Here is a 26995-nt window from a genome sequence, read left to right as displayed (position 1 = left end):
CAAGCGTTTAAAGTCTTCTGACTTCAGGCTCTTTACTTGTTCGTAGGTCATAAATGCTACCCAACTCTAACCTACTTGTCCCACGCATCTGGGACTTTTGCAAGAGGTCTAATGACCAATGACCTGTGACAGCTTGGTATAATCTGCTTTCAACCAGGCTTGAGGAAAGAACGATGGCAGGCTGGCAAGAAATATCAGGCGGTGTGACGGCTCCCAGAGGATATCGGGCGGCGGGGATAGTAGCAGGACTCAAACCATCAGGTTTACCAGATTTGGCGTTAATTTATTCAGAAGTGGAAGCGATCGCAGCTGGTGTCTTCACCACCTCTGTTGTCCGCGCTGCTCCCGTAGACTATTGCCGCCAGCTTCTGCAAGCTAAGCACGGTGCCAGAGCCATTCTCTGCAACGCCGGACAAGCCAACGCCGCCACAGGCGCTCAAGGTTGGATCGATGCCATCGAAAGCGCCCAGATGTTAGCGCAAGTGCTGAATATTCCCTCGGATACTGTCTTGCTGGCATCCACAGGGGTGATTGGACAACGAATTAAAATGGATGCACTGAAGGCGGCAATTCCTCAGCTAGTTGCAGCAGCATCCGAAGATGGAGGCGACGCAGCTGCAAAAGCCATCTGTACAACTGACTTAGTACCCAAATCTATTGCTCTGGAAACAACTATAGGCGATCGCCCGGTGCGAATCGGCGGCATTTCCAAAGGTTCAGGCATGATTCATCCGAACATGGCGACAATGTTATCCTTTGTAACTTGCGATGCTGCGGTTGCGCCTTCCCTGTGGCAGAAAATGCTCAGCCGCGCCGCCGATCAAAGTTTCAACCAAATTACTGTAGATGGCGATACCAGTACCAACGATACCCTGATTGCTCTAGCGAATGGTCAGTCTCGCACCCCAGCGATTACTGAAATGGGTGCAGAAGCCGAAAAGTTAGAAGCAATGCTCACCCAAGTGTGTCAATATTTAGCGAAAGCGATCGCGCGTGACGGCGAAGGTGCCACCTGCTTAATTGAAGTGCAAGTTACAGGGGCGCACGATGACAAAGATGCGCGTCAAGTTGCCAAAACCATTGTCGGTTCATCTTTAGTTAAGTCAGCAATTTTTGGGCGCGATCCCAACTGGGGACGAATTGCCGCTGCTGCTGGACGTGCTGGCGTAATATTCGATCAAGAAAATCTCCGCATTCAACTTGGAGATTTCTTATTAATGGAAAATGGTCAACCTCTGCCATTTGATCGTGCGGCGGCGAGTGCATATTTAAAAGCAGCAGCAGCAGGCGCTTACCTCAAAGAAGATACCGTTTTAATCTCCGTCAGTATCGGTTCTGGTTCTGGTTCTGGTAAAGCTTGGGGTTGCGACTTAAGTTATGACTACGTGAAGATTAACGCCGAGTACACCACTTGAACTTTCAGTAGGTAGTTGAATCCACATTTTGTAGCAGTCGTATTAACCGCCTGGGGTTTAAGCCCCAGGCTAACAGCTAAAGTCTTCTGAAGAATACTGAGTAAGAATTTGGGCCTATTTCAATGGACATATAATCACACCCTAGAACTGATGGCGAAGACACAGTTGCAGAGGTTGACATAATTAAAACCAATAAATCTAAGAATATCACTAAATTTCAATCCTATAAGTCTGCTTTTGGAAGAATATAGGGTGCTATTGCAAAAGAATCTTTCCCTCTCCTCGCTAGCAGGAAATGGATTAACAAATCAATTAAATTGTAGTTTGGGATGCGATCGCTATCTTGGGCATCGCCCTGGCTTGGGTATACAGCAAAACAGAAAAATTTGCTCTCCCCAAGACGGAGTTGATTTGATGTAACTGATGCTAACCTCAGCTAATAGGAGCTTTCCGGGCTGGGAGCGTAAGTTATGGTCAAGAAAATAGCGTTGTTTTGCCTCAGTTTGATTTTGGTAGTTGTCATTATGCCTCGTTTGACGCTGGCGCAGGGGGCATCTTACCTGGAATCACGCATCTCTAGACTGGAAGCAGAAAACTATCAAATGCGATCGCTTATCACCCAGCTAGACGCTCAAATAGATGGTCTTCAACAGTCGGGAGCAAGTAGGCGATCGCCGACCGTTCCTTCCATCACTAGAACAACACCTTCATCCGATCCAATGTTTGACCGACTCGCTACCTTGGTAGTTGAACTCAAGCAGCGCATCAACAAACTAGAGGCGCAAGTAGCTGCACTTCAGAAAAAACGCAGTTAATTGAGAATTGGAAATTGGGCAAAAGTCTTACCGCGAATTTTGTTAATTTCTCATCTTATCCATAGAAATTCCTGCTCTTGTGCGTAGGAGCTATTGCAGGTTTTATGCACGTTCAAATAGCTCTAGTTTGTGGCGATAGACATCTTGTAACGCCAAAACAATTGAGAGTCTTTCATCGTAAAATGACCCTGCTAAAGATAGCAGCGTAAAGTTAAAGGAAAATTTATTTCAATAGATAGAGATTTTTTCTGGAAACTGTACTGTTTTGCCTTGTCAAACGCAAAAATCTTATCCAGACTTCCTCTGAAATTGAGAAGCCTGAATGAAGTTGATAATTTTGCGCTCTTCAGAAAGTAATGCCCGCCTGGAAGGTGGCTACTATTCGGGAGATGCAGGCAACGGTGTAGGTTCTTCTACAGGTGGTAAGGGTGTAGGTTCTTCTACAGGTGGCAACGGTGTAGGTTCGATTGTAGGCAAGGGTGTAGGTGTTTGGCGCTGTTCCCGTTCTCTTTGTTCCCTAGCTTGACGTTCTCGTTCTTGCTGTTGGGCTTCCCTAGCTTGACGTTCGCGTTCTTGCTGTTGGGCAAGTTCCCTCAGTTGCTGTTCGCGATCGCGAGCTTGACGTTCGCGTTCTTGCTGTTGGCGTCGTTCGCGGGCTTGACGCTCTAAATCGGAGCCTTGCTTAGCAAAGGTAAATGTTTGGGAGATGCCATTCCATCCAGCTTCTGATGACGCTAATTTCCAATTGTCTACTGCTTGTTTAACAGCTTGATCGATAACATCGTGACCGCTAGAGCTGTCAACCCTGACATTGCTCACATTTCCGTCACGGTCGGCATCAAATATAACTTTTACCGTGCCTTCCAAACTTCTCGCCCTGCGGGGAAGGGTGGGATTGGGACATTTGCGACAATTGACAGGATTCCATCCTGAACCAGACTGAGGATTTGGTTTTGGTATGGGTGGACTTGGGGCAGTCGCTACCTGCGAACCTGTGCCTGAACCAGAGCCACTTCCCGAACCAGAACCACGCCCTGTACCAGAACCACTTCCCGAACCAGAACCACGCCCTGTACCAGAACCACTTCCCGAACCAGAACCGCTTCCCGAACCAGAACCGCTTCCCGAACCAGAGCCACTTCCTGGTTGCTTGCCAGTACCAGAGCCATTACCTGAAGGAGGTTTATTACCTGCTGCGGTTCCGGAACCGCCCGTAGGTGAGCGATCGCTTCCTCTACTGCTATTACTCGCTCCTCCAGCGTCATCTTTGGCAATTTCTTGATTATTGCTGGAGTTTCTTGGTCTTTGGAAAAAATCTCTAACTCTATCCGAAACCGATCCTCCACTAGAAGGTCGTGGTGTTGGCACTTGCCTTGGTGGGGTCGTAGATGATGGCGTACTAGCTGGCAAAGGTGGCTGCTGTGCAATCCTCGGCGGCGGCGTAGTAGCTGGTTTTGGCGGTATACCCCCAACTGGTGTTGGGGTTGGGGTTGGGGTTGGTGTTGGGGTTGGTGCTGGGGTTGCCACTGGTTCCGTCGCTAGACGAGGAACGGTAGGAACCGGAGGCAGAGTTTTGCTGACTTCCGGTGTCTCGACTGGCTCTGGCGGCATCGGGACAGGTGTCGGGATCGGTTCCGGTGTTGCTACTGGTGACGGCGGTACACTAGCCACAGGTGTCGGGATCGGTTCCGGCGTTGCTACTGGTGACGGCGGTACACTAGCCACAGGTGTCGGGATTGGTTCCGGTGTGGCTACTGGTAACGGCGGTACACTAGCCACAGGTGTCGGGATCGGTTCCGGCGTTGCTACTGGTTGAACCGACTTACGGAATCTTTTAGAACTAACCGATGGCGGCGATAGCGCGATCGCTTCTGACGCAGAACTGCCACCACCGCCACTACCACCGCCGCCACCACCTCCAGCTTCTGACACGCTTTTGGCTGGAGCCGGCTCTTTTGGTTTTTCTAGCTCGGCGCTAGGCGGTTCAAGAACTATCACTTCAATCGATTCATCTGCCAGTCCAGGCGGTTCCACCGCCAAACTGCCGAAAATCAGCACCGCAATATGCAGCGCCAGCGAACCGATCAGGCTGTAAGTGAGAAAAGACTGCCTAGTTTTGTCTTCTCTTTCTCGTTGCTCCACAGCGATGCTGGACAACCCCATACGTTTTATTGCGAACAATTAGCACTTGATTGAGTAAAGTAAGATGCCAAGTAGCAAATGTCAAGTGAAAAGTCCAAAGATAGGAATTCGCCTGCTTTACTTAACAAGCCTTATAAGTTAGGCTCCGTGGGGCTTTCCGCCCATTTAATATTGGCTAATAAAACTTTTTTTGCTAATTATGGGCTACGATTGCTTGACATTAATTGTCATTAGCCTTACTTTTTTTTGAGAACTTATATCAGTTTTGCCAGTCGAGGACGCTGATAGACTTTCGCTGCTTCCTTTATTGCCTTAGAGACAGTAGAAGTAATGGAAATTAATAAAATCTTTGCGGCGGGCGGCGTGGTAATGTGGCCGTTGCTGGCGTTTTCTGTGACTGCGATCGCGTTAGTTGCAGAACGTGCTGCCTTCTGGTTTCGCATCAATCAACGGCAACGCCGTGTGGTGCGCGATGTCCTATCTCTGTATCAGCACGACACAGCAGCAGCTTTGCAAAAGCTCAAAGCCAATGCCGATCTACCCATTGCGCGAATCTTTTTGGCAGCAATGGAACTGGAGGAACCCACCCCAGAAGAATTTAGATTAGCGCTAGAAAGTGAATCTCAGGCAGAAATCCCTGTACTCAAGCGGTTCAATACCGTCTTTGACACAATTATCAGCCTTTCCCCCCTGCTGGGTTTGCTGGGAACAGTTTTAGGCTTGATTAATTCCTTTGCCTCCCTGCGCTTGGGTGATGTCGGGGGGACTCAAACTACTAACGTCACATCTGGGATCAGTGAAGCGTTGGTTTCCACCGCCGCCGGATTAGTTGTTGCTATTTTTACACTTTTGTTTGCCAATGCCTTTCGGGGATTCTATCTGCGACAAATAGCATTAATTCAAGAGTACGGTGGTCAGCTAGAACTGCTCTACCGTCGTCGATATGAAAAAGGAATATCTCACTATGCGCCTACCCGATGAACCAGATATCCCAGCTCAGATCAACATCGTACCGATGATCGATGTGATCTTTGCAATCTTGACTTTTTTCATCATGTCAACCCTGTTCCTCACCCGTTCTCAAGGGTTGCCAGTAAACTTACCCCAAGCAACAACCGCTAAAGCTCAACCTTCAACTCAAATTACTGTAACGATTAGCCCTCAAGGACAAATTGCACTCAACCGCAACTCAATTCCCATCGAGGCGTTGCAAGGTGAGGTGCGACAACTAATTCCACAAAATCAAGAAGCGCTAGTAATTGTGAATGCTGATGCAGCAGTCGATCACGGTCAAGTCGTCGCCGTTATGGATCAGTTGCGTCAAGTTCCCGGTGCCAAGTTAGCGATCGCTACCCAAAGACCATAAACCACAAACCGCAACCATAGGGTGTGTTAGCGATCGCCTAACGCACCTATCCTGGCTTTTTGATATTTGCGTGATATCATCGGAATATCAAGCTAAGCAAAATCCTAGGAGTAAATATGGAGCGGATTAGAGAAGTTCCTGCGTTTAAAGTCAACGGCTTCGCGGTTCTTATCGTCCTGTTAGCCTTAGCCATATTTGGCGTATGGGAAGCGTGGCATAGCATACAGGGATTAGCAGAAATATTAGGCAGAAGCATTAGAGTAGGAGATTTTTTCGGAGAGGATATAACCGCAGAACTCGGCGCAACTTTAGGAGCAACACTAATAGCAGTAGTAATTCCCTCCGTGTCCGGCTTCTTTACAGTTGAGCCAAACCAAGCAGTAGTGTTAGTCTTTTTAGGGCGTTACGTCGGTACTGTTCGAGAAGCGGGGTTTTGGTGGAGTAACCCCTTTGCCAGTAAACGGAAGATTTCTTTACGAGTTCGCAACTTTAACAGCAAGCAACTCAAAGTCAATGATGCCCAAGGCAGTCCCATTGAGATTGGTGCTGTAGTAGTTTGGCAAGTAGTAGACTCAGCCAAGTGTCAATTTGATGTTGATGACTACGAAGAATTTATCGCTATCCAAAGCGAGACAGCCATTCGAGCCTTAGCAATTCGCTATCCTTATGACGCGCCTGATGAATCGTCTATTCCTTCCCTGCGAGGAATTCCTGACGAAATCGCTAACGCACTCCAGAAAGAATTGCAAAGTCGATTAGAAGTTGCTGGAATCGAAGTGTTAGAAGCCAGACTCTCCCACCTAGCCTATGCTCCCGAAATTGCCCAAGTAATGCTGCGTCGCCAACAAGCCAAAGCGATTATTGATGCGCGGCGACAAATTGTTGAAAGTGCAGTGGGAATGGTTGATGAAGCGTTAAAGCGGCTAAGCCAACAGCAAATTGTTGAATTGGACGAAGAACGCAAAGCCGCTATGATAAACAATCTGTTGGTAATTTTAACCTCAGATCAGAACGCCCAGCCTGTAATTAACACTGGCAGCCTTTACACCTAACACATGACCCAGAAAAAGCGGTTTTTGCTGCGTTTAGACAACAAACTTTACGAAATCCTTGAGAAATGGTCTGCTGACGAGTTGAGGAGCGTGAATGCCCAAATTGAATATCTTTTGACAGAAGCAGCGCGTAAGCAGGGAAGATGGAAAGAAGATAAGCAGCAAAAAGTTGTCGATGAACAGAAAACTGAGACGGAGGATACTTGAGTTTTGAGACTTGAGTTTTGAGATTTGACTTAATAGGTTATACCCAATTGAAATAACTTTTATTTTGAGCAACACCAAGTAACTCAACACTCCGGAGACGTTTCGCCTCTGGCTTTGCAAAACTTTTTTATTGACCTCCACTTCCAGCAACAGGAGAGCAACCAGTAAGCGTTCCCGCAGGAATAACTTCTTTATTTCTAGCCATATTTTGTAATCGTCCCCGATACGTTACCAATTGCTCCCGCACTCCTCCTGACTTAGGTGCCATATTTATCATTCGGTTAACTGTTGTCACGGCTTGCGACCAATTTTGAGCGCAAACTGCTTGTTTCAGCTTGGCATTAAGCTGTTCTTGGACAACTCTGGGAGAAACTGTAGGTTTCTTAACTTGGCGACTCTTTGGCGATGCTGCTGGTTTATTAATCACTTGGAATGAATTTAAAAAACCATTAATACTTTTAGATAAACTTTCTTCCTTTTTTGTTACTGCTAATGTCTGATAAAGCCGTTGCTTGACCAAATACATCCGACTTTTAGCAGTAGCACCTCCGAATATCTGAACTTTTATTTCTCTTCCCGGATAAGTACCCAACTTAATATTTCGTTGACTTACCACACTACCTTGAACGCTCTGTGCAAAACCTTGGATGGTGCCGTTAAATAAATCATTGACATCCTTAGGAGTTTTTATAGTTTGACTAGGTACATCAGAGTAAGTAACCCCATATACTGCTTCGTTCGGTCGGATAGCCCGAAACCCATACACAGTAATTTCTCCGGCTTCAGTGTTTACAACTCGCTTCAATTGGCTTGTTTTACCGGGCATCAATACTTTAAAGTTGCCTTTACTTGAAGAAAACTGTTTCCATATCGACTGAGCTGCTTGAGTTGGTTGACTTTGTTGAAAGGCATCAATTGCTAGATATCCACCTACTAACACAGTTGTTAGGAAGAATGGTAAAATGATTTTATTGTTCATAAATATTTACTCGTTTCCTAGTGGTAGATCATAACTTTAAGCTAAAGCCTACCACAAGAGTATTTTCCCGTAATTAACCAAGTTTCACAAAAAACTTTTACCTGGGATTCGTAATTTGTAGTTGGGAGGCAAAGGATAAAACGTCAAGTCCTCTTTGTCCCCTACTCCCCAATCCCTTCATTTCTGAGCCTGAATCACCTGGAGACTTCCACCAGCATACAATTCTGGTTTGCACGCCTGAAAACCGACCGCCTCCAGCAACCCAGGTAAATCAGTTTGTAGCAGCTGCCAAGATGTCTGTGTTTCAAACAACCATAGAAATATAGATAAACCAGGCAAAAATAGGGGATTCGTGGGACGATGAAAATCAACTAAGGCGAAGATACCGCCAGGTTTCAGCACTCGGTACACTTCTCGGAAAATGGCCCTTAGTTGTTCGGGTTCCATTTCGTGCATTGCCACACTGGTATGTACTATGTCAAACTGATGATCTGGAAACGGCATTTCTTCAGCCAAAGCTTCTACATATTTCGCTTGGGGGACGTTGTGCTGCGCTCTAGCCAGAGAGACTGGTGAGATATCCAAACCTGTGACATCCTGGGAATATTGCACTAAAAATTGAGTTGCCTGACCGCTGCCACAACAGAGGTCTAGAACTTTGGTTTCTGAGTCAATGGTTAAACCTTTCAAAGGCAGTTGGCGAAATCTTGCCTCTCCACCTACACTCACAGCAGCAAGACGCGCGATCGCATCATACAACCACTGATACTGATAACTCCACGTTCTTAAAATAGTAGCCATTGCTCCACCTCGAATTAAGATGTGTATCCCTTGTTGCAGACCTAAACCGTTGAAAGCATATTATTGTTAAAATCAGTAACGAAAATGAAAGATTGGGAAACAGAAACCGCTATGGGTCGTGTAGGAGTTTTGCTGCTAAATCTGGGTGGGCCGGATGAATTAGACGATGTTGGGCCTTTTTTGTTTAATTTATTTTCTGACCCAGAAATTATTCGCATACCCTTTCGCGGTTTACAAAAACCCTTGGCGTGGCTGATTTCCACGCTGCGAACCAAAAAATCTCAAGAGAACTATCGGCAAATTGGCGGCGGTTCCCCTCTACGACGAATTACAGAAGCGCAGGGTCAAGCACTACAAGAACAATTAAACTCAAAAGGAGAAGACGCTAGGATTTACATAGGGATGCGTTACTGGCATCCTTTTACAGAAGAAGCGATCGCTCGCCTCAAACGTGATGCCATAGATCGTCTGGTAATCCTACCCCTCTATCCCCAATTCTCCATCAGCACCAGCGGTTCCAGCTTCCGCCTTTTGGAAAGACTCTGGCAAGAAGACCCAGCACTCAACAAAATTGAATACACTGTTATTCCATCTTGGTATCAACAACCAGGATACCTCCAGGCAATGGCTCAGCTGATTGCCCAAGAACTCGACTCTTTACCAAATCCCGACCAAGTTCATATCTTTTTTAGCGCCCACGGTGTCCCCGTAAGCTATGTCGAAGAAGCTGGCGATCCTTATCAAAAAGAAATCGAGGATTGCACAGCGCTGATTATGCAGACTCTCAATCGACCAAATCCTCACACCTTAGCTTATCAGAGTCGTGTAGGCCCGGTGGAATGGCTCAAGCCCTACACCGAAGATGCTATCAAAGAATTGGGAGCCGCAGGAATCGAAAATTTGCTCGTAGTGCCAGTTAGCTTTGTCTCTGAGCATATCGAGACTTTAGAAGAAATTGACATCGAATATCGAGAAATAGCAGAAGAAGCGGGTATCCACAACTTTAACCGCGTACCAGCTTTAAATACGCATCCAGTATTCATTGAAGCCTTGGCGGATCTGGTCGTTGATGCCCTCAATGCCCCTAGTTTAAAGCTGTCTCAGGTTACGCAACTCAAGAAAAAAGTCAAAATGTACCCACAAGAAAGTTGGGAGTGGGGCATGACCACAACCGCAGAAGTCTGGAACGGGCGGCTGGCAATGCTTGGCTTTCTTGCCTTGATTTTAGAGTTAATTAGCGGTCACGGCCCTTTGCACTTTGTTGGACTGCTGTAGAGAAATTAGAGAGTAAGGAGTGAGCAGTTTTGAATTAATAACTGCTTACTCTTTACTTTTTAATCTGGTTCCTGATAGCGCTTTCTAGAAGGTTTTCGTCCTCGATACCAGCGATACCACTCCTTAGAACTGCGAAGGGCTAGCCATAACAAAATTAGAGCAATTAATCCTCCCTGCTGAGGCGCGTCAAAGGCGAAGATGACTAGGAAAATGCACAAAGCATCTTCGATAAAGACAGCCCACAGGGGTAAACCGCGCAGACGGTAGAACCAACCAACCTGAACTAGCTGGAGTACGAAAGCTAATAAGCCACCGACCACAGCAACTATCCAGAGTAACCATGTTGAAGTGCCAGTAATTTGAGCAACGGCGATGCCCAGAATTGCTCCCACTATTGGGCTAAAGACTAGCTGCATAACTTGCAATACGCGCTGTCCCAGAAGCTTTTTAGAGGCAAAAAGCTCAAATAACGACCAGCTGGTAAGCACTCCCATCACCACAGGGGGAGGAAAGCGTGACAAAATTGGTACGCTAGCCCAGAGAGTGGTGTTCGGCAATATGCCAATGACTAGCAGGGGCAGAGCTATTCTCATCCCTGCCGCCGACGAAGCAGAGAGCGCGGCGAGGATTTCAATCATAAGACATTCAGCCGAGGAAGGGAAACTTATTGCTTGACTTTAGGACTCGCTTTAGGGAGTCTCTATGCTTCTAGTGTCACACCCCTGCACTAAGAACAGCCACTAATATCCAAGATATTGTATGGATTGCGATCGCATAAGGGGGCTTTCTACCCCATACCGATTTTTGTAGCTTTTTGTTAATTTGTTACTTATGCTACAGCGAATCTCGTGTTTTAATGAGTGATAGGAGATGTAACCCAAGACAAGGAATTGATTGCGATACGTGTGATGCGTAGCAAAGCGGCTGCTAACGCAGCATCGCTTAATAAGTAGGTCGTCAAAATATTCCCAAAATATCCCCAAACCTGAGAAACCCGCGTACTAGACAAAAGAAGAAACGGGTTGGGAGGATCTTTGTATGTTTTTCACCTATTTATTAACGACCATAGCCAAAGCAATTCGTTTCTACTTCCGTGAATCTACTTAGGAAGGAAGTTAAATTTGCATCTGCATACCAACTCAATCGTACAAGAGGAGAAATAGTGGGATGTCAGATTCATTATTTGCTGATGCTAGTCAAAGATTGGAACAAGCCTTGAAATATGTTTCTCTTTCCGACGATGCAACGGAACACCTAAAATATCCTAAAGCAAGTTTAGCCGTTTCAATTCCCGTCCGGATGGACAACGGCACTTTGAGAATTTTTCAAGGTTATCGGGTTCGGTACGACGATACCAGAGGGCCAACCAAAGGAGGCGTGCGTTATCATCCCAATGTATCAATGGATGAAGTGCAATCATTAGCGTTTTGGATGACCTTTAAATGTGCAGTGCTAAATCTACCTTTTGGGGGTGCGAAAGGGGGAATAACGCTAAATCCCAAAGAACTCTCGAAGATGGAATTAGAAAGGTTAAGTCGAGGTTATGTGGATGCGATCGCAGACTTTATTGGCCCTGACATAGACATTCCCGCACCCGACGTTTACACCAACCCAATGATTATGGGTTGGATGATGGATCAATACAATATCATCCGCCGTCAAATTACCCCCGCCGTTGTCACCGGAAAACCCCTATCAATGGGCGGTAGTTTGGGTAGAGATACCGCCACCGCCACAGGTGCTTTTTTTGTAATAGAAAGCATTATGAGCAAACTGAATCGCCCACCCCAAGAAACAACAGTAGCCGTTCAAGGATTTGGCAATGCTGGCGCAGAAATAGCCGAATTACTCTCCAAAGCAGGTTATAAAATCGTTGCGGTGAGTGATTCTCAAGGTGGCATCTATACCAAACAAGGATTAGATATTCCGAGCATCAGACAATACAAAAGATCCAGCCAAGGAATCAAAGCCATCTACTGCAAAGGCACAGTTTGCAACATCCACGAACACGAAGTAATCACCAATGAGGAACTTTTAGCCTTAGACGTTGACATTTTGATTCCCGCAGCTTTGGAAAATCAAATTACTGAAGCAAACGTGCAGGACATCAAAGCCAAATATATCTTTGAAGTTGCTAACGGTCCAATTAACTCAGTAGCTGATAAAATTCTCGAACAACGGGGAATCCATGTTTTTCCCGATATTTTAGTCAATGCAGGCGGTGTCACAGTCAGCTACTTTGAATGGGTGCAAAATCGCAGCGGACTTTATTGGACACTAGAGGCAGTAAATCAACAATTAAAAGAGAAAATTGTCAAAGAAACCGAGCAGATTTGGGCAATTTCTCAAACATTAGCCATTTCAATGCGAACAGCCGCTTATGTCCATGCCTTAAACAGGTTGGGAGAAGCCATCAACGCCAAAGGTACGCGAGACTACTACATTAACGGTCGAGTTTACGGGTAGCAAGTAGTTGAATTAAACAGAACCTTCAGAAAATAGGGCAGGGAATTTCCCTGCCCTATTTCATTGATATAATTCATCTGATAACCACAGCAAACCCCCAAAAGCCAGCCTAACTCTACTTTGAGGATATTTGAAAAGTGCTTTTTCTAACGTTATAGGTTAAATATCCCCCTAAATCCCCCTTTTTAAGGGGATGGGCGTAGGGATCTCCAAGATTTCAGCGTCACATACATAATTCAAACATCCTCTTAGAGAAACCCTGTTTCTGGGAACATTTGCGATTTTACAATTACCAGTTACACAATGCCTCACTTCTATTCCTTTAACTTCGAGAACTCCCCCGCCTTAGAAGCCCTTAAAGAGAGACAAACCGACGCCTGGGAATATTATGAAGTCCGCTTAGAATTATTTAACTTATCCGTACTAGCAGATTATGACCAACTGGTGTGTTTACCCACCCTCACCAACATAGACAAACATTGGTATCAAATCGAAACCGCCAAAAAAGTGTTGAAACAACTCGGAGGACGTGCCTTACTCGCCGATGAAGTCGGACTAGGCAAAACCATTGAAGCAGCAATAATTTGCAAAGAATACCTCGTCCGAGGCATGATTCAATCCCTCCTAATTCTCACCCCAGCCTCCCTTGTATCGCAATGGCAATTAGAATTACAAGAAAAATTCGGCATAGAAACCATCACCACCGACGATAAACAAGTTCAAAACGCCGCCGAATTTTGGACAGCTAACAACCGAATTATTGCTTCCATCAACACAGCCAAATCTGCTAAACACTTTCCCCACGTCACCGCCCGTGCTTGGGATTTAGTAATTGTCGATGAAGCCCATCATCTCAAAAATCGCAATACTCTCAATTGGAAGCTTGTTAATGCCCTAAACAAACGATTTATTTTAATGCTCACTGCCACACCAGTTCAAAATTCTCTGGTAGAGCTATTCAATCTTTTAACACTATTAAAGCCCGGACTGTTAAAAACAGAAGCTTTATTCAAAAAAGAGTATGTAGACTCCAAAAATGGGCGAGTACCCAAAAATCCTGAGAAACTGCGGCAACTGATGCGGGAAGTCATGGTGCGAAACACCCGTTCTCTGGTGGATGTCAAACTGCCCAAAAGATTCGCCTCCACCATCACAGTCCAACCAACACCCAGCGAGAAAAAACTTTATCAATCTTTAACTGATTATCTGCGTACCTATGCTGAACAAATGGACAGATTAACGCGCACAAGCTTGTTAATGCGTGCTGGTAGCAGCCCGACTGCTTTAACAGATTCCCTCAACAATCTAACTGAACGCTTTGACCATAAAGAACTTAAAGCCTTACTGAAACAAGCATCTCAAATTAAGCAAGTTGAGAAAGCGCATCAGTTGATGGAGTTGTTAAAACAATCTACGCAAAAAACTTTGGTTTTCACAACTCATAGAAAAACCCAGTCCTATTTAGTCTCTTGTTTAACTGAAGCGGGGATTAAGTTTGCTGAATTTAGCGGCGATATGTCTTTAAAAGAAAAAGATGCAGCTATTGAGTTGTTTCGGGATACTGTGTCGGTGCTGTTAGCATCTGAAACGGGGGGAGAAGGACGTAATATTCAGTTTGCCAATGTCATAGTAAATTATGACTTACCCTGGAACCCGATGAAAATAGAACAACGAATAGGTCGCATTCACCGGATTGGGCAAACTCAAGATGTCTTTATCTTTAACTTTTGTCTGGCTGGTAGCATTGAAGAATATATTCTGCGAATCTTGCACGACAAAATCAATATGTTTGAACTGGTTGTAGGGGAGATTGAAACAATTTTAGGCAATCTCGATGAAGATTTTGATTTCAGCGAAGCCGTGATGGAGATTTGGTTGAAAAATCAAGCTAAACCGGAATTAGAAACAGCTTTTGACCAATTGGCAGATGATTTATTGAAAGCCAAGCAGAGTTATCAAGAATCTCACGAACTGGATGAGAAAATTTTTGGTGAAGACTTTGAAGCCTAATGTATAATTCTAGTTCCCAGGCTGGATAGGAACGAGAAACTAAAAAGGAACTTAATTTTATATTTTGTAAAATGACCGAAGATCCCTTGCTAACAACTCTAGAAAAAATTGTCTTTCTGCACGAAGGCGTAGCGGAATCAACCAATCCTCATACTTTGAGTGTGTTATTAACAGAAAACGTAGCAGAGACGCTGGAACTCTCAGAAGAAGTCACCTTTAGTACGAGAGCAGATGTTCCGAACAGCCATTTTGTTAGCTACAATTCAGAGATTTTAAAAAAATTTGAATCGCTTCTCGAAAAAAAAGGATGCGTCAGCGCCTTAGGTGTAAAATTAGATGGCTACCTGAAAACTACAGGTTTTGAGAAACTGGTTTCGGAGCGAATCAGACCATTAAACGGTTTGCTGCGTGTAGGAGAAGCCAAACCAGAAATTACTCGATACATCTTGTGTAATGTGGCCTATGTAGCAGAGGCGGATGAAAATCGCCAGGGAATGATTTCCTTTTTTATCAACGAACTAACGGGAGTTTCTCCAGTAGAAATTGGGGACGCTTTATTATGGAAGTCTGATTGGATTGCTGTTGATGATACAAGTTTGCCGCAGTCTCAAACAGATGAATTTTTGTCTATTTTGATTCAAAAACAAGCTGAGGATTGGATTAGACGGGATTTGGAAGCTTGGCAAAATAGGTTAATTCGGAAGCAACAGCGAGATGAAGAAAGACTTAAGGGTTATTACGGTACTATTGAGCAAGAAATTCAATTAAAAATCCACAAAAAAAAGCTGGAAGGTGGTGATAAGGAGAAAGAATTAGACAGGATTGCGGCAACAGAAATTGAGTTAGAGCGGAAATTGGCAGATGTGAGAAAGCGTTACGCAATTAACCTAAAGGCACAGTTGCATAGTGCTTTGGTTCTGCATTTACCGACAATTCATATTCAATGTGAATTGGTGAGGAAACGCACTAAGCGGACGGTGACTGTTGTTTGGAATCCTTTTACTAAGCTGCTTGAACCATTGCGGTGCGAAAAATCAGGAGAATCCACTTTTCACTTTTATTTAGATGATGAGGCAACAATTATCTCACCTGCTTGTTGGCGAGAAAAGTAACATCAGCAGAACGTAGGGAATCGCCCTTAGAAGGAAACTTAATACCCCGTAAACGAGAGCAAGTTTTTGGATTTCCCAAGGGTAATCGCAACCTACAAATTACTGGAAACGAGAATTATAGAAGTCTTGCCATAGTTGGATAGCCACAACTAACTGTCTCTGTAATCATTAAGGTAGATCCATAGAGCCTAAGTAATTGCAATGCCCATAGTCTCGGTTGAAAACCTGAGCAAAGTCTATCCCGTAGCTGTCAAAGAACCCGGACTCAAGGGAACGTTACAGCACTTTGTGCGCCGCACTTACCGCCAGGTTAAAGCTGTGCAAGATGTTTCCTTCCACATTGAAACAGGGGAAGTGGTGGGGTTTTTGGGTGCCAATGGTGCGGGAAAGACTACTACACTGAAAATGCTCACCGGGTTGATTCATCCCTCGGCGGGTGTTGTGAGAGTAGCTGGACACGTTCCCTTTCGCCGTCAAGCGCCTTTTTTACAACAAATAACCTTGGTTATGGGACAAAAGCAGCAGCTACTTTGGGACTTGCCAGCGATGGACTCATTGAGAATAAATGCTGCTGTTTATGACATCCCCGATAAACAGTTTCGACGTATCTTGGGAGAACTGACCGAGATGCTTTCGCTAGAAGGGAAGCTGACTCAACCTGTGCGGAAACTTTCCTTGGGGGAACGGATGAAGGCTGAGTTAATGGCAGCACTTTTGCACCAACCCAAGGTACTGTTTTTAGATGAGCCGACCCTGGGATTGGATGTGAATGCACAGGTGGGGGTGCGGGAATTTTTACGCGAGTACAATCAGCGATATCAGGCTACTGTACTTTTAACCAGCCATTACATGGCAGATATTACGGCACTTTGCCAGCGGGTGCTGTTAATTCACCAAGGACAGCTGATTTACGATGGTAGTTTGGATGGGCTGCTGGAACGTTTTGCACCGTGTCGCGAGGTTAAGGTGGAATTGGCGCATCCCCTACCTGAATCTGAATTGCCTTACGGTGAAATCAAAGCTTTGGATGGTCAATTTGTGCGTTTCTTGGTGCGTCGGGAGTTGCTGACTCGCACGGTGGCAAAGATGTTGGCAGAATTGGATGTGCTGGATTTGACGGTAACTGAACCGCCTATCGAAGAAGTTATTGGTCAAGTATTTCGGGCGGGAGAGGTTGTATGAAATACCCGACGACTGTTGGCGGAGCCTGCGCTCTCTTCGCTTAGTCGCGGCTAAACAAACAAAGCCCGCCTGCGCGGGCTAAGAAATAAGTGCGGTTAAACAAATAAATAAAGCCGCGCACTAAGAAATAAGAAATATGATGAGTTCATTTGTCAGAAAATCTCAAGTTTTGCTCTTGACTTACTACGCTCATATGGTAGAGTACCGGGCGGAGTTATTTTTGTGGGCGCTGTCGGGTTCTGTACCTTTTATCTTGATGGGTATCTGGATGGAAGCGGCACAAGGGGGGCGGTTTGGGCTGTCACCTGTGGATTTTGCCCGCTATTTTATTGCGGCTTTTCTTGTTAGGCAGTTTACGGTAGTTTGGGTGATTTGGGAGTTTGAAAAGGAGGTGGTGCAGGGGAAGTTGTCGCCGCGACTTTTGCAACCTTTAGATCCGGTGTGGCATCACGTTGCTGCCCATGTTTCCGAACGCTTTGCCCGTTTGCCGTTTATTGTGGGGCTGGTGATATTATTTTTCACGCTTTACCCGAAGGCTTTGTGGTTTCCTGGTGTGGGGAGAATTTTGTTGTTTTTTGTGGTGGTAGCGATCGCTTTCACTCTCCGCTTTCTCATACAATACACTTTTGCTCTGTTCGCCTTTTGGACGGAACGCGCTAGCGCCATTGAGCAATTCTGGTTTCTGCTGTATCTATTTCTCTCTGGTATTGTTGCACCCCTAGAAGTTTTTCCACCAGCTGTGCGCGAAGTGGTGCTGTGGACACCGTTCCCGTATTTGATTCATTTCCCGGCGGCGTTGTTGGTAGGTTTACCAGTAGATTTAGGGCGGGGTTTGTTGGCAATGTTTGGTTGGGGTTTGCTATTTTTTGTGTGGAATCGTTGGATGTGGAGGCAAGGTTTGAAGCAGTATTCGGGGATGGGGGCGTAAGAGAAAAGGCAAAAGAAAGATGATTTGTCTACTTTGATAGTTGATAATTTCTCCGGCTACTATTTAGATGATCTGTGTTGCCAATTTCGCCCAGATTTCAGGTGAGAGACTAATTAAACGTTTGCTACTGATATCTGCGGCTTTTGGCATAAAAGTAAAAGTAGATGCGATCGCTTCTGTTGTAGTTTATGGGTAAACGAACCACAGAGGCGCAGAGGAGTGCGATCGCTCTTAGGCATGAAATGGGAAAGGGAAAGCGCGATCGCGTTATCTTCAAAATGGCAGATTTTGACAACTTAAGAAGATGCAACGATATCTGAGGGTACTGGGGTTATTTTGGAATACAGCGATCGCTGCTGAACTTGAATATCGAGTAAACTTTGTCTTGGCAGCATTCAGCAGTTTGGGAAACCTCGCCGGGAGTATGTTCGGGTTGTCCCTGTTCTACAGCAACGGTTACACTTTTGACGGATGGAGTTGGGAAGAAGCTTTGGTAGTGTTGGGAATTTTTACACTTTTACAAGGCTTTTCGGCGACTTTCCTGGTTCCTAATTTAAACCGCATTGTGGATCTGGTTCAGCAAGGAACTTTAGATTTTGTACTTTTAAAGCCAATTAGCAGTCAATTTTGGCTTTCTACTCGCACAATTTCCCCTTGGGGTTTGCCGGATTTATTATTTGGGATTATTGTAATTGCTTATGCTGGTTCCAAGTTGAGTTTGCATATCGGTGACTATTTTCTAAGTGCAGTTCCGCTAATATTTGGTTTTGCGATTCTCTATAGTTTGTGGTTTATGCTGGGTGCGACTAGCATCTGGTTTGTGAAAATCTACAATGTTACTGAGGTACTGAGGGGTTTTCTGGAAGCTGGGCGGTTTCCGATGGTTGCTTATCCTACTGCTTATCGTTTCTTTTTTACCTTTATAGTGCCAGTAGCATTTTTAACAACTATACCAGCGGAAACGATGCTAGGACGTGGCGAAGTTAGTTGGATAGTAAGTGCAGGTGTGTTGGCGTTGGTGTTGTTAGTTGCTTCGCATTTTTTGTGGCGGTTTGCGTTGCGTTTTTATACCAGTGCTTCGAGTTAGAATTGCCCTTTTAGACGTAGAGACACGGTATTGTCGTGTCTCTACAGGATGTTGATAGACAGAATTTGCGATCGCTTGTTGAGAACTAACCGTCAGACAGACGATTTCTATCCGCCGATCTTCAATCAATTGAAGGGTAGAAGACGAAAGCAAGGTTTAACGATGCAAACGAAAGAACTGGGAAATACTGGTGTAAAAATTAGCGCGATCGCATTGGGTGGAATGCCGATGTCTTTAAGTAGCAGACCGCCGGAATCAGAATCAATCAAAGTCATCCATCGCGCCCTCGATTTGGGTGTCACAATGATTGATACCGCTGATTCTTACTGTAAAGATGAATCAGACAAGCACCACAACGAACGACTAATTAGTAAAGCACTTTCATCTTATGGCGATACCAGTAATGTCATCGTTGCTACTAAGGGCGGGCTGATGCGCCCGAATGGTAGCTGGACTCGCAACGGCAATCCGAAGCATTTGCGGGAGACGATTAAGATTAGTTTTGAAGCTTTGGGTGGCAAGAAGCCGATTGATGTTTGGCAGTATCACGCACCAGACACAGATTATACCATTGAAGAGTCGCTAAAGCCAGCAAAAGAAGCTGTGGATGAGGGTTTAATTCGGTTTGTCGGCGTTTCCAACTTTTCCGTCGAACAAATTAAACGCGCCCGTGAGGTTGTTGATATTGTCTCGGTGCAAAATCAGTACAATCCTTGGTATCGTCAGCCAGAGTTTGATGGTGTGCTGGAATATTGCGAGAAAGAAAAGCTGACATTTTTGCCTTGGAGTCCCCTTGGTGGTAGTCGCCGGGTGGGGAATTTGGAAGATATAAAAGCGATCGTTACCCTATCCCAAGAAAAAGGCGTATCAGTTTACTGTATCGTCTTGGCGTGGTTGCGGGCAAAGTCTCCAGTTGTTGTACCTATTCCGGGTGCAAGTAAAGTTTCCAGCATTGAAGACTCGGTGCGTGCTGTCGATGTGCAACTATCTGATGAGGACGTAGCAAAAATTGACAGCGCTACAGCATCCTGAAAGTTTTCTAACATCAGGTGATGTTCGTAATCGCGGCTACACAGACAAAACCTGCCTTCGCAGGTTGTAAAGACACGAAATTTCACGTCTCTACATTAGTCCGCGCAGGCGGACTTTGTTTGTGTAGCCGCGATTTCAATCGCCAGGGCTAAGCTGCGGCTAATTCTGACTCTTCCTCAGACTCTTCTGTAGGAACGCCATCCTGAACCAGTGAAGACATCTTTCCGCTTTTCTGCATCATATTACTCACCATTGCCAGCAGCGCGTTTACCTTGCGAGTCCGCCATTCATCCACAATCTGTTGCACAGTCGCCTCTGGGAAACGACGCTGTAACGCCTCGTAAAGATAAGCTGCGTGTCCGGTTTCGTCCTCGGCGATGCTGAGGAGTCCCTTTTTCAAGGCGACACTGTTCGACTCATCCTCTGGCAATACGTTAGCCATGCGAACGAAGTCTTTGCTGGCATCTAGTTCTAGGATATAAGTGCTTGCCATGAACACCGTCCAGTCCATATTTTCTGGTTTTATGGCTTCTGGCGGATATCCCTGAAAGTAAGCCTCGAAGAAGGGACTGCGACGACGTTCGTCTGGCTTTCCTTCGGTTGTGGTTTTGGGAATATTCTTAAAGTCGATGACTTGCTTGTTGATTCGCTTCAGGGCCTGGGCGAAAATTTGACCGTGACGCTTTTCGTCGGAGGCGTGACGGGCAAGTTTTTCAGCTAACCAAGTATCGCCTTCTGCGGCGGCGCGATCGCTTAAAGCTTGCAGAAACGGAACTGAACCAGATTCAGCTAGTTGAAATCCAGCGATAACGTTGGGGCGCGTCAGCGGATCGCGGATCTGGCTGGCACCAATATAAGCGCTGGCGCTGGAACCAGCTAGGTGTAAAAGGTAAGTAAAGAAGTTCATTCGTAAATTTCGTTGATTATGAGGAAGCTACAAATGCGATCTTATCGTTGCCAATAGCAATTAGCTATTGGCTTATTGCTAATGTTCCAAGCAAAAGGGTGTGAGGTGATGTTAGAAAATTTGACTGATTATCCTTATTCTTCCGCCCGACGAGTCGTGATGGGGCAGCAGGGCGCTGTGGCAACTAGCCAACCTCAAGCAGCGATCGCAGGGATGGAAATGCTGTTGGCTGGGGGAAATGCGGTGGATGCGGCTGTGGCGATGGCGATCGCGCTTACAGTTGTCGAACCTACTTCCAATGGCATTGGTTCCGATGCCTTTGCTTTAGTCTGGGATGGGCAATTACACGGTTTGAATGCTTCTGGTAAAAGTCCCCAAACCTTATCGCCGGGACATTTTGCTGGGATGTGGCAAATTCCATCTTTGGGTTGGTTGACTGTAACTGTGCCTGGTGCTGTGTCAGCTTGGCGGAAATTATGGGAACGTTGGGGAAAGTTACCTTTTGAGCAATTATTTGCACCAGCAATTCGCTATGCCGAAGAAGGTTTTCCGGTGTCGCCAGAGACGGCGCGAGCTTGGAAACGTGCGGCTGATATTTATTTACCTCTAACTGCGCCAGAATTTCAACCCTTTAAACAGGTATTTTTCCCTTCCGGTCGCGCACCTGCGGCTGGGGAAATTTGGCGCAGTCAAGTTCATGCCAAAACGCTGAAAGCGATCGCGCAAACTGGCGGCGAAGGACGCGATCGCGGCGAACTAGCAGAAGCGATCGCGTCCTTCGCCGCCAACACAGGTGGCATTCTATCAAAATCTGACTTAGCCGTGCATCAAGCCGACTGGGTGCAGCCAATTTCTACCAATTATCGCGGCGTTACCGTCTGGGAAATTCCCCCCAACACTCAAGGTATCGCCACATTGATTGCTTTAAATATCCTTGAAGGTTACAACTTATCCGAGTCTCCCCGCGAATCAGCTTCTAGCTACCATCGGCAAATTGAAGCGATGAAGTTAGCTTTTGCTGATATCCACCGCTACGTCGCAGATCCTAACTTTATGGAGATGCCTGTCGAACACCTTTTAGATAAAACTTATGCGGCTCAACGTCGAAGTTTAATTGGAAAAAATGCGATCATAGCCGAACCTGGGCTACCCAAAGGCGGAACAGTATATCTCGCCGCCGCTGACTCAGAACTGATGGTTTCCTTCATCCAATCCAACTACAGTGGCTTTGGCAACGGCATTCTCATCCCTGATACAGGCATCGCCCTGCAAAACCGAGCATCGGGATTTACCTTAGAGGCGGGACACCCAAATCAAGTAGCAGCAGCTAAACGTCCCTTTCACACCATTATTCCCGGCTTTTTGACGCAAGACAACCAACCCTTAGGGCCATTTGGTGTCATGGGCGCACCGATGCAACCGCAGGGACATCTACAAGTCGTGGCTAACTTGGTGGACTATGGAATGAACCCCCAAGCCGCACTCGATGCCCCTAGATGGCGGTTTATCGCCGGAAATACGGTGCTTTTAGAGCAAGCGATATCCCGGAATATAGCACTGGCTCTGGCTGAGTGCGGTCACAATGTGCAAATTAGCGCCGAACCTGGAATGTTTGGTAAAGGTCAGATTATTTTACGGCGAGGCGGGGTACTTGTCGCCGCCTCTGAACCTCGTGCTGATGGTTTGGCACTAGCGTGGTAAATCTCTTTCCCAACCCCTGACTGGGAATGGATTCTGTCCTACTCTGCCTCCCCTTTTAGCAGAAAAATAAGGCTTGCACGAGGTAGAACCTCATTCAAGGCATTGCCAGTCGGAGACTGGGGAGACGAACTTTTAACTCTCTCTTTTGGCTGAGTACATTACTCAATTTATCCATTAAGTTTTGTTAACAGGCTATTTAACTTATCTTTACAACCATAGGTAATCCATGAAAGCAAGCAAACAGATTTTAGGAAAACTTTTGTTCAGTGTTATCGGCGTTGGTAGCCTTGTAGCCCTGTCTGCCTGCGGCAACCCAGAGACAACAGCCACAGCTCCTACTACCGAGTCTCCCGTTGCAGAAGCTCCCGTAACTACAGAATCACCAATTGCAGAAGCTCCCACAGCTACAGAATCACCCGCAGCTACAACTGAAGACAAAAACCTCGGAGAACTTGCACAATCCGCAGCTAGCGCTGGTTCCTTCACAACGCTAACCAAAGCAGTGCAAGCAGCAGGCTTGACTGAAAACCTGACTGGTAGCACTCCTTACACAGTATTTGCTCCGACTGATGCAGCTTTCGCCGCCTTACCAGCAGGGGTTTTAGACAAGCTACTGCTGCCAGAAAACAAACCAGCGTTAGTGGAGCTTCTGAGCTACCATGTGGTGCCTGGGAAAATCTCTTCTAGCGAACTGAAAGCTGGAGAAGTGAAAACAGTTGAAGGTACTCCCGTCACCGTCGCGATTGATAGTTCCACCAATGACATCACGGTGAACAATGCCAAGGTGATCCAGCCAAATATCCCAGCCAGCAACGGAATTATCCACGTTGTTGACAAGGTAATTCTGCCTCCCGATGTGCAAGCAGGTCTTGACGCTCCCAAGACGGCACAGTAAGCGATCGCTTGACGCTTTGTCACTAAATTCATCAAACTCTTGAAGGGTGGGCAATGCCCGCCCTTTTTAGCTGTCCCTTGTAAGAATTCTTAACACCATTTCTCATGAAATCGGTCTACTGTAACGTTTTAGGTGCTTTTTCAGCCTTTTGAAAAACAGTTACGCTCCTCAGTAGACATTAGGGACAAAAATTTAGCATGAGCAGCAATTTAGCAACAAAATTGCGTGTGGGAACCAAAAAATCTCACACAATGGCAGAAAACGTTGGTTTTGTCAAGTGCTTTTTAAAAGGAGTAGTTGAAAAGAACTCCTACCGGAATCTAGTAGGCAACCTCTACTTTGTCTATTCAGCAATGGAAGAAGAGATGGAACGGCATCGCCAGCACCCGCTTCTCTCCAAGATTTACTTCCAAGAGCTGAACCGGAAAAAGAGCCTGGAACAAGACCTCAGCTACTACTACGGAACCAACTGGCGCGAGCAAGTCTCTGCCTCACCAGCCGCAGAAGAATACGTCAGCCGGATTCGGGAAGTATCTGCCAACTCACCAGAATTATTAATCGCCCACTCCTACACCCGCTACCTCGGCGACTTATCCGGCGGTCAAATTCTCAAGGGAATTGCTCAACGGGGGATGAACCTCAGCGAAGGGCAAGGCACCGCTTTCTATGAGTTCAACGACATTCCCGATGAGAAGGAGTTCAAAGCAACCTATCGCCAAGCGATGAACGACCTGCCGATTGATGATGCCACAGCAGATAAAATTGTGGACGAAGCCAATGCTGCTTTTGCCATGAACATGAAAATGTTCCAAGAACTGAATGGCAACTTGATCAAAGCAGTTGGTCAAATGTTGTTCAACTCGATTACACGCCGTCGCTCTCGTGGTAGCACGGAACTGGCAACTTCCGAAGGGTAAAGCATAAGGAATGAAGGAATTTATTCTTTCTTCCAAATAGCCTTTACTTCTGAATTGAGTTCTGATTTCTAGACAATATCTCATTTTTTCAAACAATCCTGAAAACTTGGTGATGGTGGTGCCATTATCATCGAGTTTTCAGGATTGTCTGCTTTAATTCAATAATTGTAGGTTGGGTTAAAGGCCAGTGAAACTTAACAAATGCTTCAACAGAGCGACAACTTGACATTTTTCATTTTTAATTGCTTAGAAGACGTGCTTGTTGAATCCATTGCACCATTTCGCCTCTTGATGGGCATAAATCCCGGCGTTGCATTGTTGCCACTTGCAGGCGCAAAATTTGTTGATGTACCTTGTGGATGTGCATTTGAGCTAGTTGCGCGGCGGAAGCAATCCCCGCATGAAGCAGTAACCCGCAATATTGACAACCTATACTAGGAATGCGGGATAAATCGGCCAGAGCCACCCATTTAGAAACGTGGTGAATATGAACTTGTAACTTCTCTGATAAGGCGTGTTTTTGCTGTTGGCTATGGCATTGCTGTAATAGTTGCAATGTAGTTGTAATTCCACAGCCTATCAGTCGAGCTTGATCTTCAGAACTTATTCCAGGCAATTGCTCAATTCGCCAATTAGTCGGTTTCAAGCGATTTGGAACAGAACGATGAGTATTCATTTCCTTGCATCACAGCTGATGGACTTTTCGAGGGGCATACAACAATTGTAGGTACTGCAAGCAAGACAATAGCAACGTCTGACCTCAGCAACCACTGTATCAAAACTTCTACACCCAAAAAAGCCACAACCTACCTGTAATTTAAGAATATACACTCTATCAGATACTAATTATCGAAGCAACTGACAGCAGTATTATCTCTTGAGTTCATCCCGAAAGTTAGTATAAAATATTTCCCTCTGCGGAGAGAAGCACAACAAGAATTTATTTTTTAAAGTAACTGAAGCTGAAGTTTTCTTACTTAGCAAACCAACTTTATTACTTTTACTTGGAGGAGTTTCTCATGGAGTCACATCACCCTTTCTTAGAAAAAGTCAGACAAAAGGCTGATTTGAAGGATCTGGATGAAGCTCGCCGTGCTACAGAGGTACTGTTTCGCACCATGCGCGATGTAATGAGCAATGAAGCAGTAGAGCGAGTAGAAGAAGAACTGGATAAAAGTCCAGCCTCCGATGAAGTAGAAGACCTTTGGGAAGATACTAACCCCATCGTCAATTTTTTGAGCAAAATTAGACCCCAGTTAAAAATCAAGCCGGAAAACTTTTTAGTAAGGCTGAGACAAGAAGGGAATTTACCAGGAGCCGACGCAGAAAAAATTATTAAAGCAATATTTTCTGCTACAAAAGAAGAGTTATCTCCTGAACGTATGCAGGAAGTTGCTAGCTTTCTACCTGGCGAAATTGGCGAAATGTGGGAGCAAGCTTAATTAGCCTTGCATATGAACGCCTAAGTAGGTAAAAGTAAATACACCGAACTCTAAGGTGGGCTTTTGGCCCGCCTTAATTGATAAGACAGTATTTTAAGCTTGTGTTAATAATCCCAATTGTGCTAATTTAGAAAGCTGTTGATTACAAGTTACTAATTTAAACTTTTTCAAAAAATGGCTGCAAAACTCCCCGTAACAGTAATCACTGGCTTTCTAGGCAGTGGCAAAACAACTTTGATTCGCCATCTACTACAAAATAACCAAGGACGACGCATCGCCGTTTTGGTGAATGAATTTGGTGAATTGGGTATTGATGGCGAATTGCTGCGTTCTTGTGGCTACTGTCCAGAAGATGGGGACAGCAGCAGTAATATTGTTGAATTGACGAATGGTTGTCTGTGCTGCACGGTGCAGGAAGAATTTTTGCCGACGATGCTAGAGTTGCTGAAGCGGCGAGATAAACTTGATTGCATCTTAATTGAAACATCGGGACTGGCTTTACCAAAGCCGTTGGTGAAGGCGTTTCGCTGGCCGGAAATTCGCAATGCGGCTACTGTGGATGCTGTAATTACAGTCGTTGATTGTGAGGCCGTGGCTGCTGGAACTTTTGCTAGTGATCCAGATGCGGTAAATGTACAGCGTCAAACAGATCCGAATTTGGAACACGAAACGCCTTTGCAAGAATTGTTTGAAGATCAGCTGGCGTGTGCGGATTTGGTGGTGTTGAACAAAACTGATTTGGTGGATGCTACGCAGCAAGCTGGGGTGGTGGATTTGATTAAAGGAGAGTTGTCGAGAGCTGTTAAGATTGTGGAAAGCAACAGATCGCAACTCGATCCCTCTGTTATTCTTGGCTTGCAAGTTGCTGTAGAAGACAACTTAGATGCGCGTCCCAGTCATCACGACACGGAAGAAGACCACGACCACGATGAGGAAATCACTTCAGCTCACGTTATTTTAAACCGTGCTTTTGATCCCCAGCAGCTGCAAAAACAATTAGAAGCACTGGTGCAACAACAGGAAATTTACAGAATCAAAGGTTTTGTTGCTGTTCCCAATAAAGCGATGCGGTTAGTATTGCAAGGTGTGGGAACAAGATTTGATCAATTTTACGATAGACCTTGGCAACCAGAAGAGAATCGGCAAACTCAGTTAGTCTTTATTGGTCAAAAACTCAATCCAGTTGAAATTGAATCGCAGTTGGCAGCATTAGCTGGGTGAAATTTATTGTAAGCGATCGCATCCACCACATCTTACTCTTGTT

At 45.6% G+C, this 26995-nt stretch carries 26 protein-coding genes; 20 read left to right on the top strand and 6 right to left on the bottom strand.

Going from position 1 to position 26995, the window contains the following annotated elements; genetic code table 11:
- The first annotated feature begins 173 nt into the window (after positions 1-173).
- Entirely contained in the window at positions 174-1415 is a 1242-nt protein-coding gene (gene argJ / locus NDI42_RS11990; RefSeq protein WP_190457512.1) for a bifunctional ornithine acetyltransferase/N-acetylglutamate synthase, read from the top strand.
- 470 nt (positions 1416-1885) lie between these two features.
- On the top strand, positions 1886-2230 hold the full coding sequence (locus NDI42_RS11985) for a hypothetical protein (protein WP_190457510.1): 345 nt from the start codon (positions 1886-1888) through the stop codon (positions 2228-2230).
- A 378-nt stretch (positions 2231-2608) separates the two neighbouring features.
- Here the strand turns inward: NDI42_RS11985 and NDI42_RS11980 are convergent, their stop codons facing one another.
- On the bottom strand, positions 2609-4393 hold the full coding sequence (locus NDI42_RS11980) for an energy transducer TonB (protein WP_190457508.1): 1785 nt from the start codon (positions 4391-4393) through the stop codon (positions 2609-2611).
- Positions 4394-4702: 309 nt separating this feature from the next.
- Here NDI42_RS11980 and NDI42_RS11975 point away from each other — a divergent pair, with 309 nt between their 5' ends.
- From NDI42_RS11975 to NDI42_RS11960, 4 genes are all read left to right on the top strand, one after another.
- On the top strand, positions 4703-5353 hold the full coding sequence (locus NDI42_RS11975) for a MotA/TolQ/ExbB proton channel family protein (RefSeq protein ID WP_190457507.1): 651 nt from the start codon (positions 4703-4705) through the stop codon (positions 5351-5353).
- Positions 5337-5738, top strand: a complete 402-nt coding sequence (locus NDI42_RS11970; RefSeq protein ID WP_190457505.1) for an ExbD/TolR family protein — start codon at positions 5337-5339, stop codon at positions 5736-5738. Before NDI42_RS11975 ends, NDI42_RS11970 begins: the two co-directional genes overlap by 17 nt.
- 116 nt (positions 5739-5854) lie before the next feature.
- Positions 5855-6790, top strand: coding sequence for an SPFH domain-containing protein (locus tag NDI42_RS11965; protein WP_190457503.1), 936 nt, complete (start codon positions 5855-5857; stop codon positions 6788-6790).
- A 3-nt stretch (positions 6791-6793) separates the two neighbouring features.
- Positions 6794-6997, top strand: coding sequence for a type II toxin-antitoxin system antitoxin (locus NDI42_RS11960; protein WP_190457500.1), 204 nt, complete (start codon positions 6794-6796; stop codon positions 6995-6997).
- A gap of 127 nt (positions 6998-7124) precedes the next feature.
- Here the strand turns inward: NDI42_RS11960 and NDI42_RS11955 are convergent, their stop codons facing one another.
- Together NDI42_RS11955 and NDI42_RS11950 are read right to left on the bottom strand one after the other, a co-directional pair.
- Positions 7125-7976, bottom strand: a complete 852-nt coding sequence (locus NDI42_RS11955; protein ID WP_190457498.1) for a hypothetical protein — start codon at positions 7974-7976, stop codon at positions 7125-7127.
- 177 nt (positions 7977-8153) lie between these two features.
- Entirely contained in the window at positions 8154-8777 is a 624-nt protein-coding gene (locus tag NDI42_RS11950) for a class I SAM-dependent methyltransferase (RefSeq protein ID WP_190457497.1), read from the bottom strand.
- A 111-nt stretch (positions 8778-8888) separates the two neighbouring features.
- Between NDI42_RS11950 and hemH the strand changes: the two genes are divergently transcribed.
- Positions 8889-10052, top strand: a complete 1164-nt coding sequence (gene hemH / locus NDI42_RS11945; protein ID WP_190457532.1) for a ferrochelatase — start codon at positions 8889-8891, stop codon at positions 10050-10052.
- Between the two features lie 59 nt (positions 10053-10111).
- On the opposite strand, the gene NDI42_RS11940 is transcribed toward hemH, so the two are convergent.
- Positions 10112-10690: a DUF4126 domain-containing protein gene (locus NDI42_RS11940; RefSeq protein ID WP_190435610.1), complete on the bottom strand. Its 579-nt coding sequence runs from the start codon at positions 10688-10690 to the stop codon at positions 10112-10114.
- Between the two features lie 529 nt (positions 10691-11219).
- On the opposite strand from NDI42_RS11940, the gene NDI42_RS11935 reads away from it, so the two are divergent.
- The 8 genes from NDI42_RS11935 to NDI42_RS11900 all read left to right on the top strand — a co-directional run bounded on the left by NDI42_RS11935 (position 11220) and on the right by NDI42_RS11900 (position 19869).
- Positions 11220-12518, top strand: coding sequence for a Glu/Leu/Phe/Val family dehydrogenase (locus tag NDI42_RS11935; protein WP_190457495.1), 1299 nt, complete (start codon positions 11220-11222; stop codon positions 12516-12518).
- 303 nt (positions 12519-12821) lie between these two features.
- A complete protein-coding gene (locus NDI42_RS11930) occupies positions 12822-14528 on the top strand; it encodes a DEAD/DEAH box helicase (protein ID WP_190457492.1) in 1707 nt (568 codons plus the stop codon).
- A gap of 71 nt (positions 14529-14599) precedes the next feature.
- Positions 14600-15640: a hypothetical protein gene (locus tag NDI42_RS11925; protein WP_190457489.1), complete on the top strand. Its 1041-nt coding sequence runs from the start codon at positions 14600-14602 to the stop codon at positions 15638-15640.
- 201 nt (positions 15641-15841) lie between these two features.
- Positions 15842-16822 carry an ABC transporter ATP-binding protein gene (locus NDI42_RS11920; RefSeq protein WP_190457487.1) on the top strand — a complete coding sequence of 327 codons (981 nt, stop codon included), beginning with the start codon at positions 15842-15844 and terminating at the stop codon, positions 16820-16822.
- Between the two features lie 139 nt (positions 16823-16961).
- Positions 16962-17750, top strand: coding sequence for an ABC transporter permease (locus NDI42_RS11915; RefSeq protein ID WP_190457530.1), 789 nt, complete (start codon positions 16962-16964; stop codon positions 17748-17750).
- A 188-nt stretch (positions 17751-17938) separates the two neighbouring features.
- Positions 17939-18070, top strand: coding sequence for a hypothetical protein (locus tag NDI42_RS11910; protein ID WP_277876864.1), 132 nt, complete (start codon positions 17939-17941; stop codon positions 18068-18070).
- Positions 18055-18837 (top strand): ABC transporter permease, encoded by a 783-nt coding sequence (locus tag NDI42_RS11905; protein ID WP_190457485.1) that lies wholly within the window; start codon positions 18055-18057, stop codon positions 18835-18837. Before NDI42_RS11910 ends, NDI42_RS11905 begins: the two co-directional genes overlap by 16 nt.
- A gap of 162 nt (positions 18838-18999) precedes the next feature.
- Complete coding sequence (locus tag NDI42_RS11900; RefSeq protein WP_190457484.1) at positions 19000-19869, top strand: aldo/keto reductase; 870 nt, start codon at positions 19000-19002, stop codon at positions 19867-19869.
- Between the two features lie 148 nt (positions 19870-20017).
- Here the strand turns inward: NDI42_RS11900 and NDI42_RS11895 are convergent, their stop codons facing one another.
- On the bottom strand, positions 20018-20776 hold the full coding sequence (locus NDI42_RS11895) for a ferritin-like domain-containing protein (protein WP_190457482.1): 759 nt from the start codon (positions 20774-20776) through the stop codon (positions 20018-20020).
- 81 nt (positions 20777-20857) lie between these two features.
- Here NDI42_RS11895 and NDI42_RS11890 point away from each other — a divergent pair, with 81 nt between their 5' ends.
- The 3 genes from NDI42_RS11890 (at position 20858) to NDI42_RS11880 (ending at position 24289) form a co-directional block, all read left to right on the top strand.
- Positions 20858-22477, top strand: coding sequence for a gamma-glutamyltransferase family protein (locus NDI42_RS11890; RefSeq protein ID WP_199311282.1), 1620 nt, complete (start codon positions 20858-20860; stop codon positions 22475-22477).
- 226 nt (positions 22478-22703) lie between these two features.
- Positions 22704-23372: a fasciclin domain-containing protein gene (locus NDI42_RS11885; RefSeq protein ID WP_190457480.1), complete on the top strand. Its 669-nt coding sequence runs from the start codon at positions 22704-22706 to the stop codon at positions 23370-23372.
- A 197-nt stretch (positions 23373-23569) separates the two neighbouring features.
- Entirely contained in the window at positions 23570-24289 is a 720-nt protein-coding gene (locus NDI42_RS11880) for a biliverdin-producing heme oxygenase (RefSeq protein WP_190420083.1), read from the top strand.
- 238 nt (positions 24290-24527) lie between these two features.
- On the opposite strand, the gene NDI42_RS11875 is transcribed toward NDI42_RS11880, so the two are convergent.
- The gene (locus NDI42_RS11875; protein WP_190457478.1) at positions 24528-24965 is read right to left on the bottom strand and encodes a DUF4332 domain-containing protein; all 438 of its coding nucleotides are present in this window, start codon (positions 24963-24965) and stop codon (positions 24528-24530) included.
- 343 nt (positions 24966-25308) lie between these two features.
- Here NDI42_RS11875 and NDI42_RS11870 point away from each other — a divergent pair, with 343 nt between their 5' ends.
- Positions 25309-25731 (top strand): DUF2267 domain-containing protein, encoded by a 423-nt coding sequence (locus tag NDI42_RS11870; protein WP_190457476.1) that lies wholly within the window; start codon positions 25309-25311, stop codon positions 25729-25731.
- Between the two features lie 174 nt (positions 25732-25905).
- Positions 25906-26952 carry a cobalamin biosynthesis protein CobW gene (gene cobW, locus NDI42_RS11865; protein ID WP_190457474.1) on the top strand — a complete coding sequence of 349 codons (1047 nt, stop codon included), beginning with the start codon at positions 25906-25908 and terminating at the stop codon, positions 26950-26952.
- Positions 26953-26995 lie beyond the last annotated feature (43 nt).

Source organism: Funiculus sociatus GB2-C1 (genome assembly GCF_039962115.1).
Lineage (GTDB): Bacteria > Cyanobacteriota > Cyanobacteriia > Cyanobacteriales > FACHB-T130 > Funiculus > Funiculus sociatus.
Note: the sequence above shows the minus strand (reverse complement) of the source record. Positions and strands in the feature narration are given on the sequence as shown.

Bases quoted from the DNA above. Each gene is read 5' to 3' on its own strand.
- argJ (WP_190457512.1), top strand. From the start codon at position 174: ATGGCAGGCTGGCAAGAAATATCAGGCGGTGTGACGGCTCCCAGAGGA.
- NDI42_RS11985 (WP_190457510.1), top strand. From the start codon at position 1,886: ATGGTCAAGAAAATAGCGTTGTTTTGCCTCAGTTTGATTTTGGTAGTT.
- NDI42_RS11980 (WP_190457508.1), bottom strand. From the start codon at position 4,393: ATGGGGTTGTCCAGCATCGCTGTGGAGCAACGAGAAAGAGAAGACAAA.
- NDI42_RS11975 (WP_190457507.1), top strand. From the start codon at position 4,703: ATGGAAATTAATAAAATCTTTGCGGCGGGCGGCGTGGTAATGTGGCCG.
- NDI42_RS11970 (WP_190457505.1), top strand. From the start codon at position 5,337: ATGCGCCTACCCGATGAACCAGATATCCCAGCTCAGATCAACATCGTA.
- NDI42_RS11965 (WP_190457503.1), top strand. From the start codon at position 5,855: ATGGAGCGGATTAGAGAAGTTCCTGCGTTTAAAGTCAACGGCTTCGCG.
- NDI42_RS11960 (WP_190457500.1), top strand. From the start codon at position 6,794: ATGACCCAGAAAAAGCGGTTTTTGCTGCGTTTAGACAACAAACTTTAC.
- NDI42_RS11955 (WP_190457498.1), bottom strand. From the start codon at position 7,976: ATGAACAATAAAATCATTTTACCATTCTTCCTAACAACTGTGTTAGTA.
- NDI42_RS11950 (WP_190457497.1), bottom strand. From the start codon at position 8,777: ATGGCTACTATTTTAAGAACGTGGAGTTATCAGTATCAGTGGTTGTAT.
- hemH (WP_190457532.1), top strand. From the start codon at position 8,889: ATGGGTCGTGTAGGAGTTTTGCTGCTAAATCTGGGTGGGCCGGATGAA.
- NDI42_RS11940 (WP_190435610.1), bottom strand. From the start codon at position 10,690: ATGATTGAAATCCTCGCCGCGCTCTCTGCTTCGTCGGCGGCAGGGATG.
- NDI42_RS11935 (WP_190457495.1), top strand. From the start codon at position 11,220: ATGTCAGATTCATTATTTGCTGATGCTAGTCAAAGATTGGAACAAGCC.
- NDI42_RS11930 (WP_190457492.1), top strand. From the start codon at position 12,822: ATGCCTCACTTCTATTCCTTTAACTTCGAGAACTCCCCCGCCTTAGAA.
- NDI42_RS11925 (WP_190457489.1), top strand. From the start codon at position 14,600: ATGACCGAAGATCCCTTGCTAACAACTCTAGAAAAAATTGTCTTTCTG.
- NDI42_RS11920 (WP_190457487.1), top strand. From the start codon at position 15,842: ATGCCCATAGTCTCGGTTGAAAACCTGAGCAAAGTCTATCCCGTAGCT.
- NDI42_RS11915 (WP_190457530.1), top strand. From the start codon at position 16,962: ATGAGTTCATTTGTCAGAAAATCTCAAGTTTTGCTCTTGACTTACTAC.
- NDI42_RS11910 (WP_277876864.1), top strand. From the start codon at position 17,939: ATGGGTAAACGAACCACAGAGGCGCAGAGGAGTGCGATCGCTCTTAGG.
- NDI42_RS11905 (WP_190457485.1), top strand. From the start codon at position 18,055: ATGCAACGATATCTGAGGGTACTGGGGTTATTTTGGAATACAGCGATC.
- NDI42_RS11900 (WP_190457484.1), top strand. From the start codon at position 19,000: ATGCAAACGAAAGAACTGGGAAATACTGGTGTAAAAATTAGCGCGATC.
- NDI42_RS11895 (WP_190457482.1), bottom strand. From the start codon at position 20,776: ATGAACTTCTTTACTTACCTTTTACACCTAGCTGGTTCCAGCGCCAGC.
- NDI42_RS11890 (WP_199311282.1), top strand. From the start codon at position 20,858: ATGTTCCAAGCAAAAGGGTGTGAGGTGATGTTAGAAAATTTGACTGAT.
- NDI42_RS11885 (WP_190457480.1), top strand. From the start codon at position 22,704: ATGAAAGCAAGCAAACAGATTTTAGGAAAACTTTTGTTCAGTGTTATC.
- NDI42_RS11880 (WP_190420083.1), top strand. From the start codon at position 23,570: ATGAGCAGCAATTTAGCAACAAAATTGCGTGTGGGAACCAAAAAATCT.
- NDI42_RS11875 (WP_190457478.1), bottom strand. From the start codon at position 24,965: ATGAATACTCATCGTTCTGTTCCAAATCGCTTGAAACCGACTAATTGG.
- NDI42_RS11870 (WP_190457476.1), top strand. From the start codon at position 25,309: ATGGAGTCACATCACCCTTTCTTAGAAAAAGTCAGACAAAAGGCTGAT.
- cobW (WP_190457474.1), top strand. From the start codon at position 25,906: ATGGCTGCAAAACTCCCCGTAACAGTAATCACTGGCTTTCTAGGCAGT.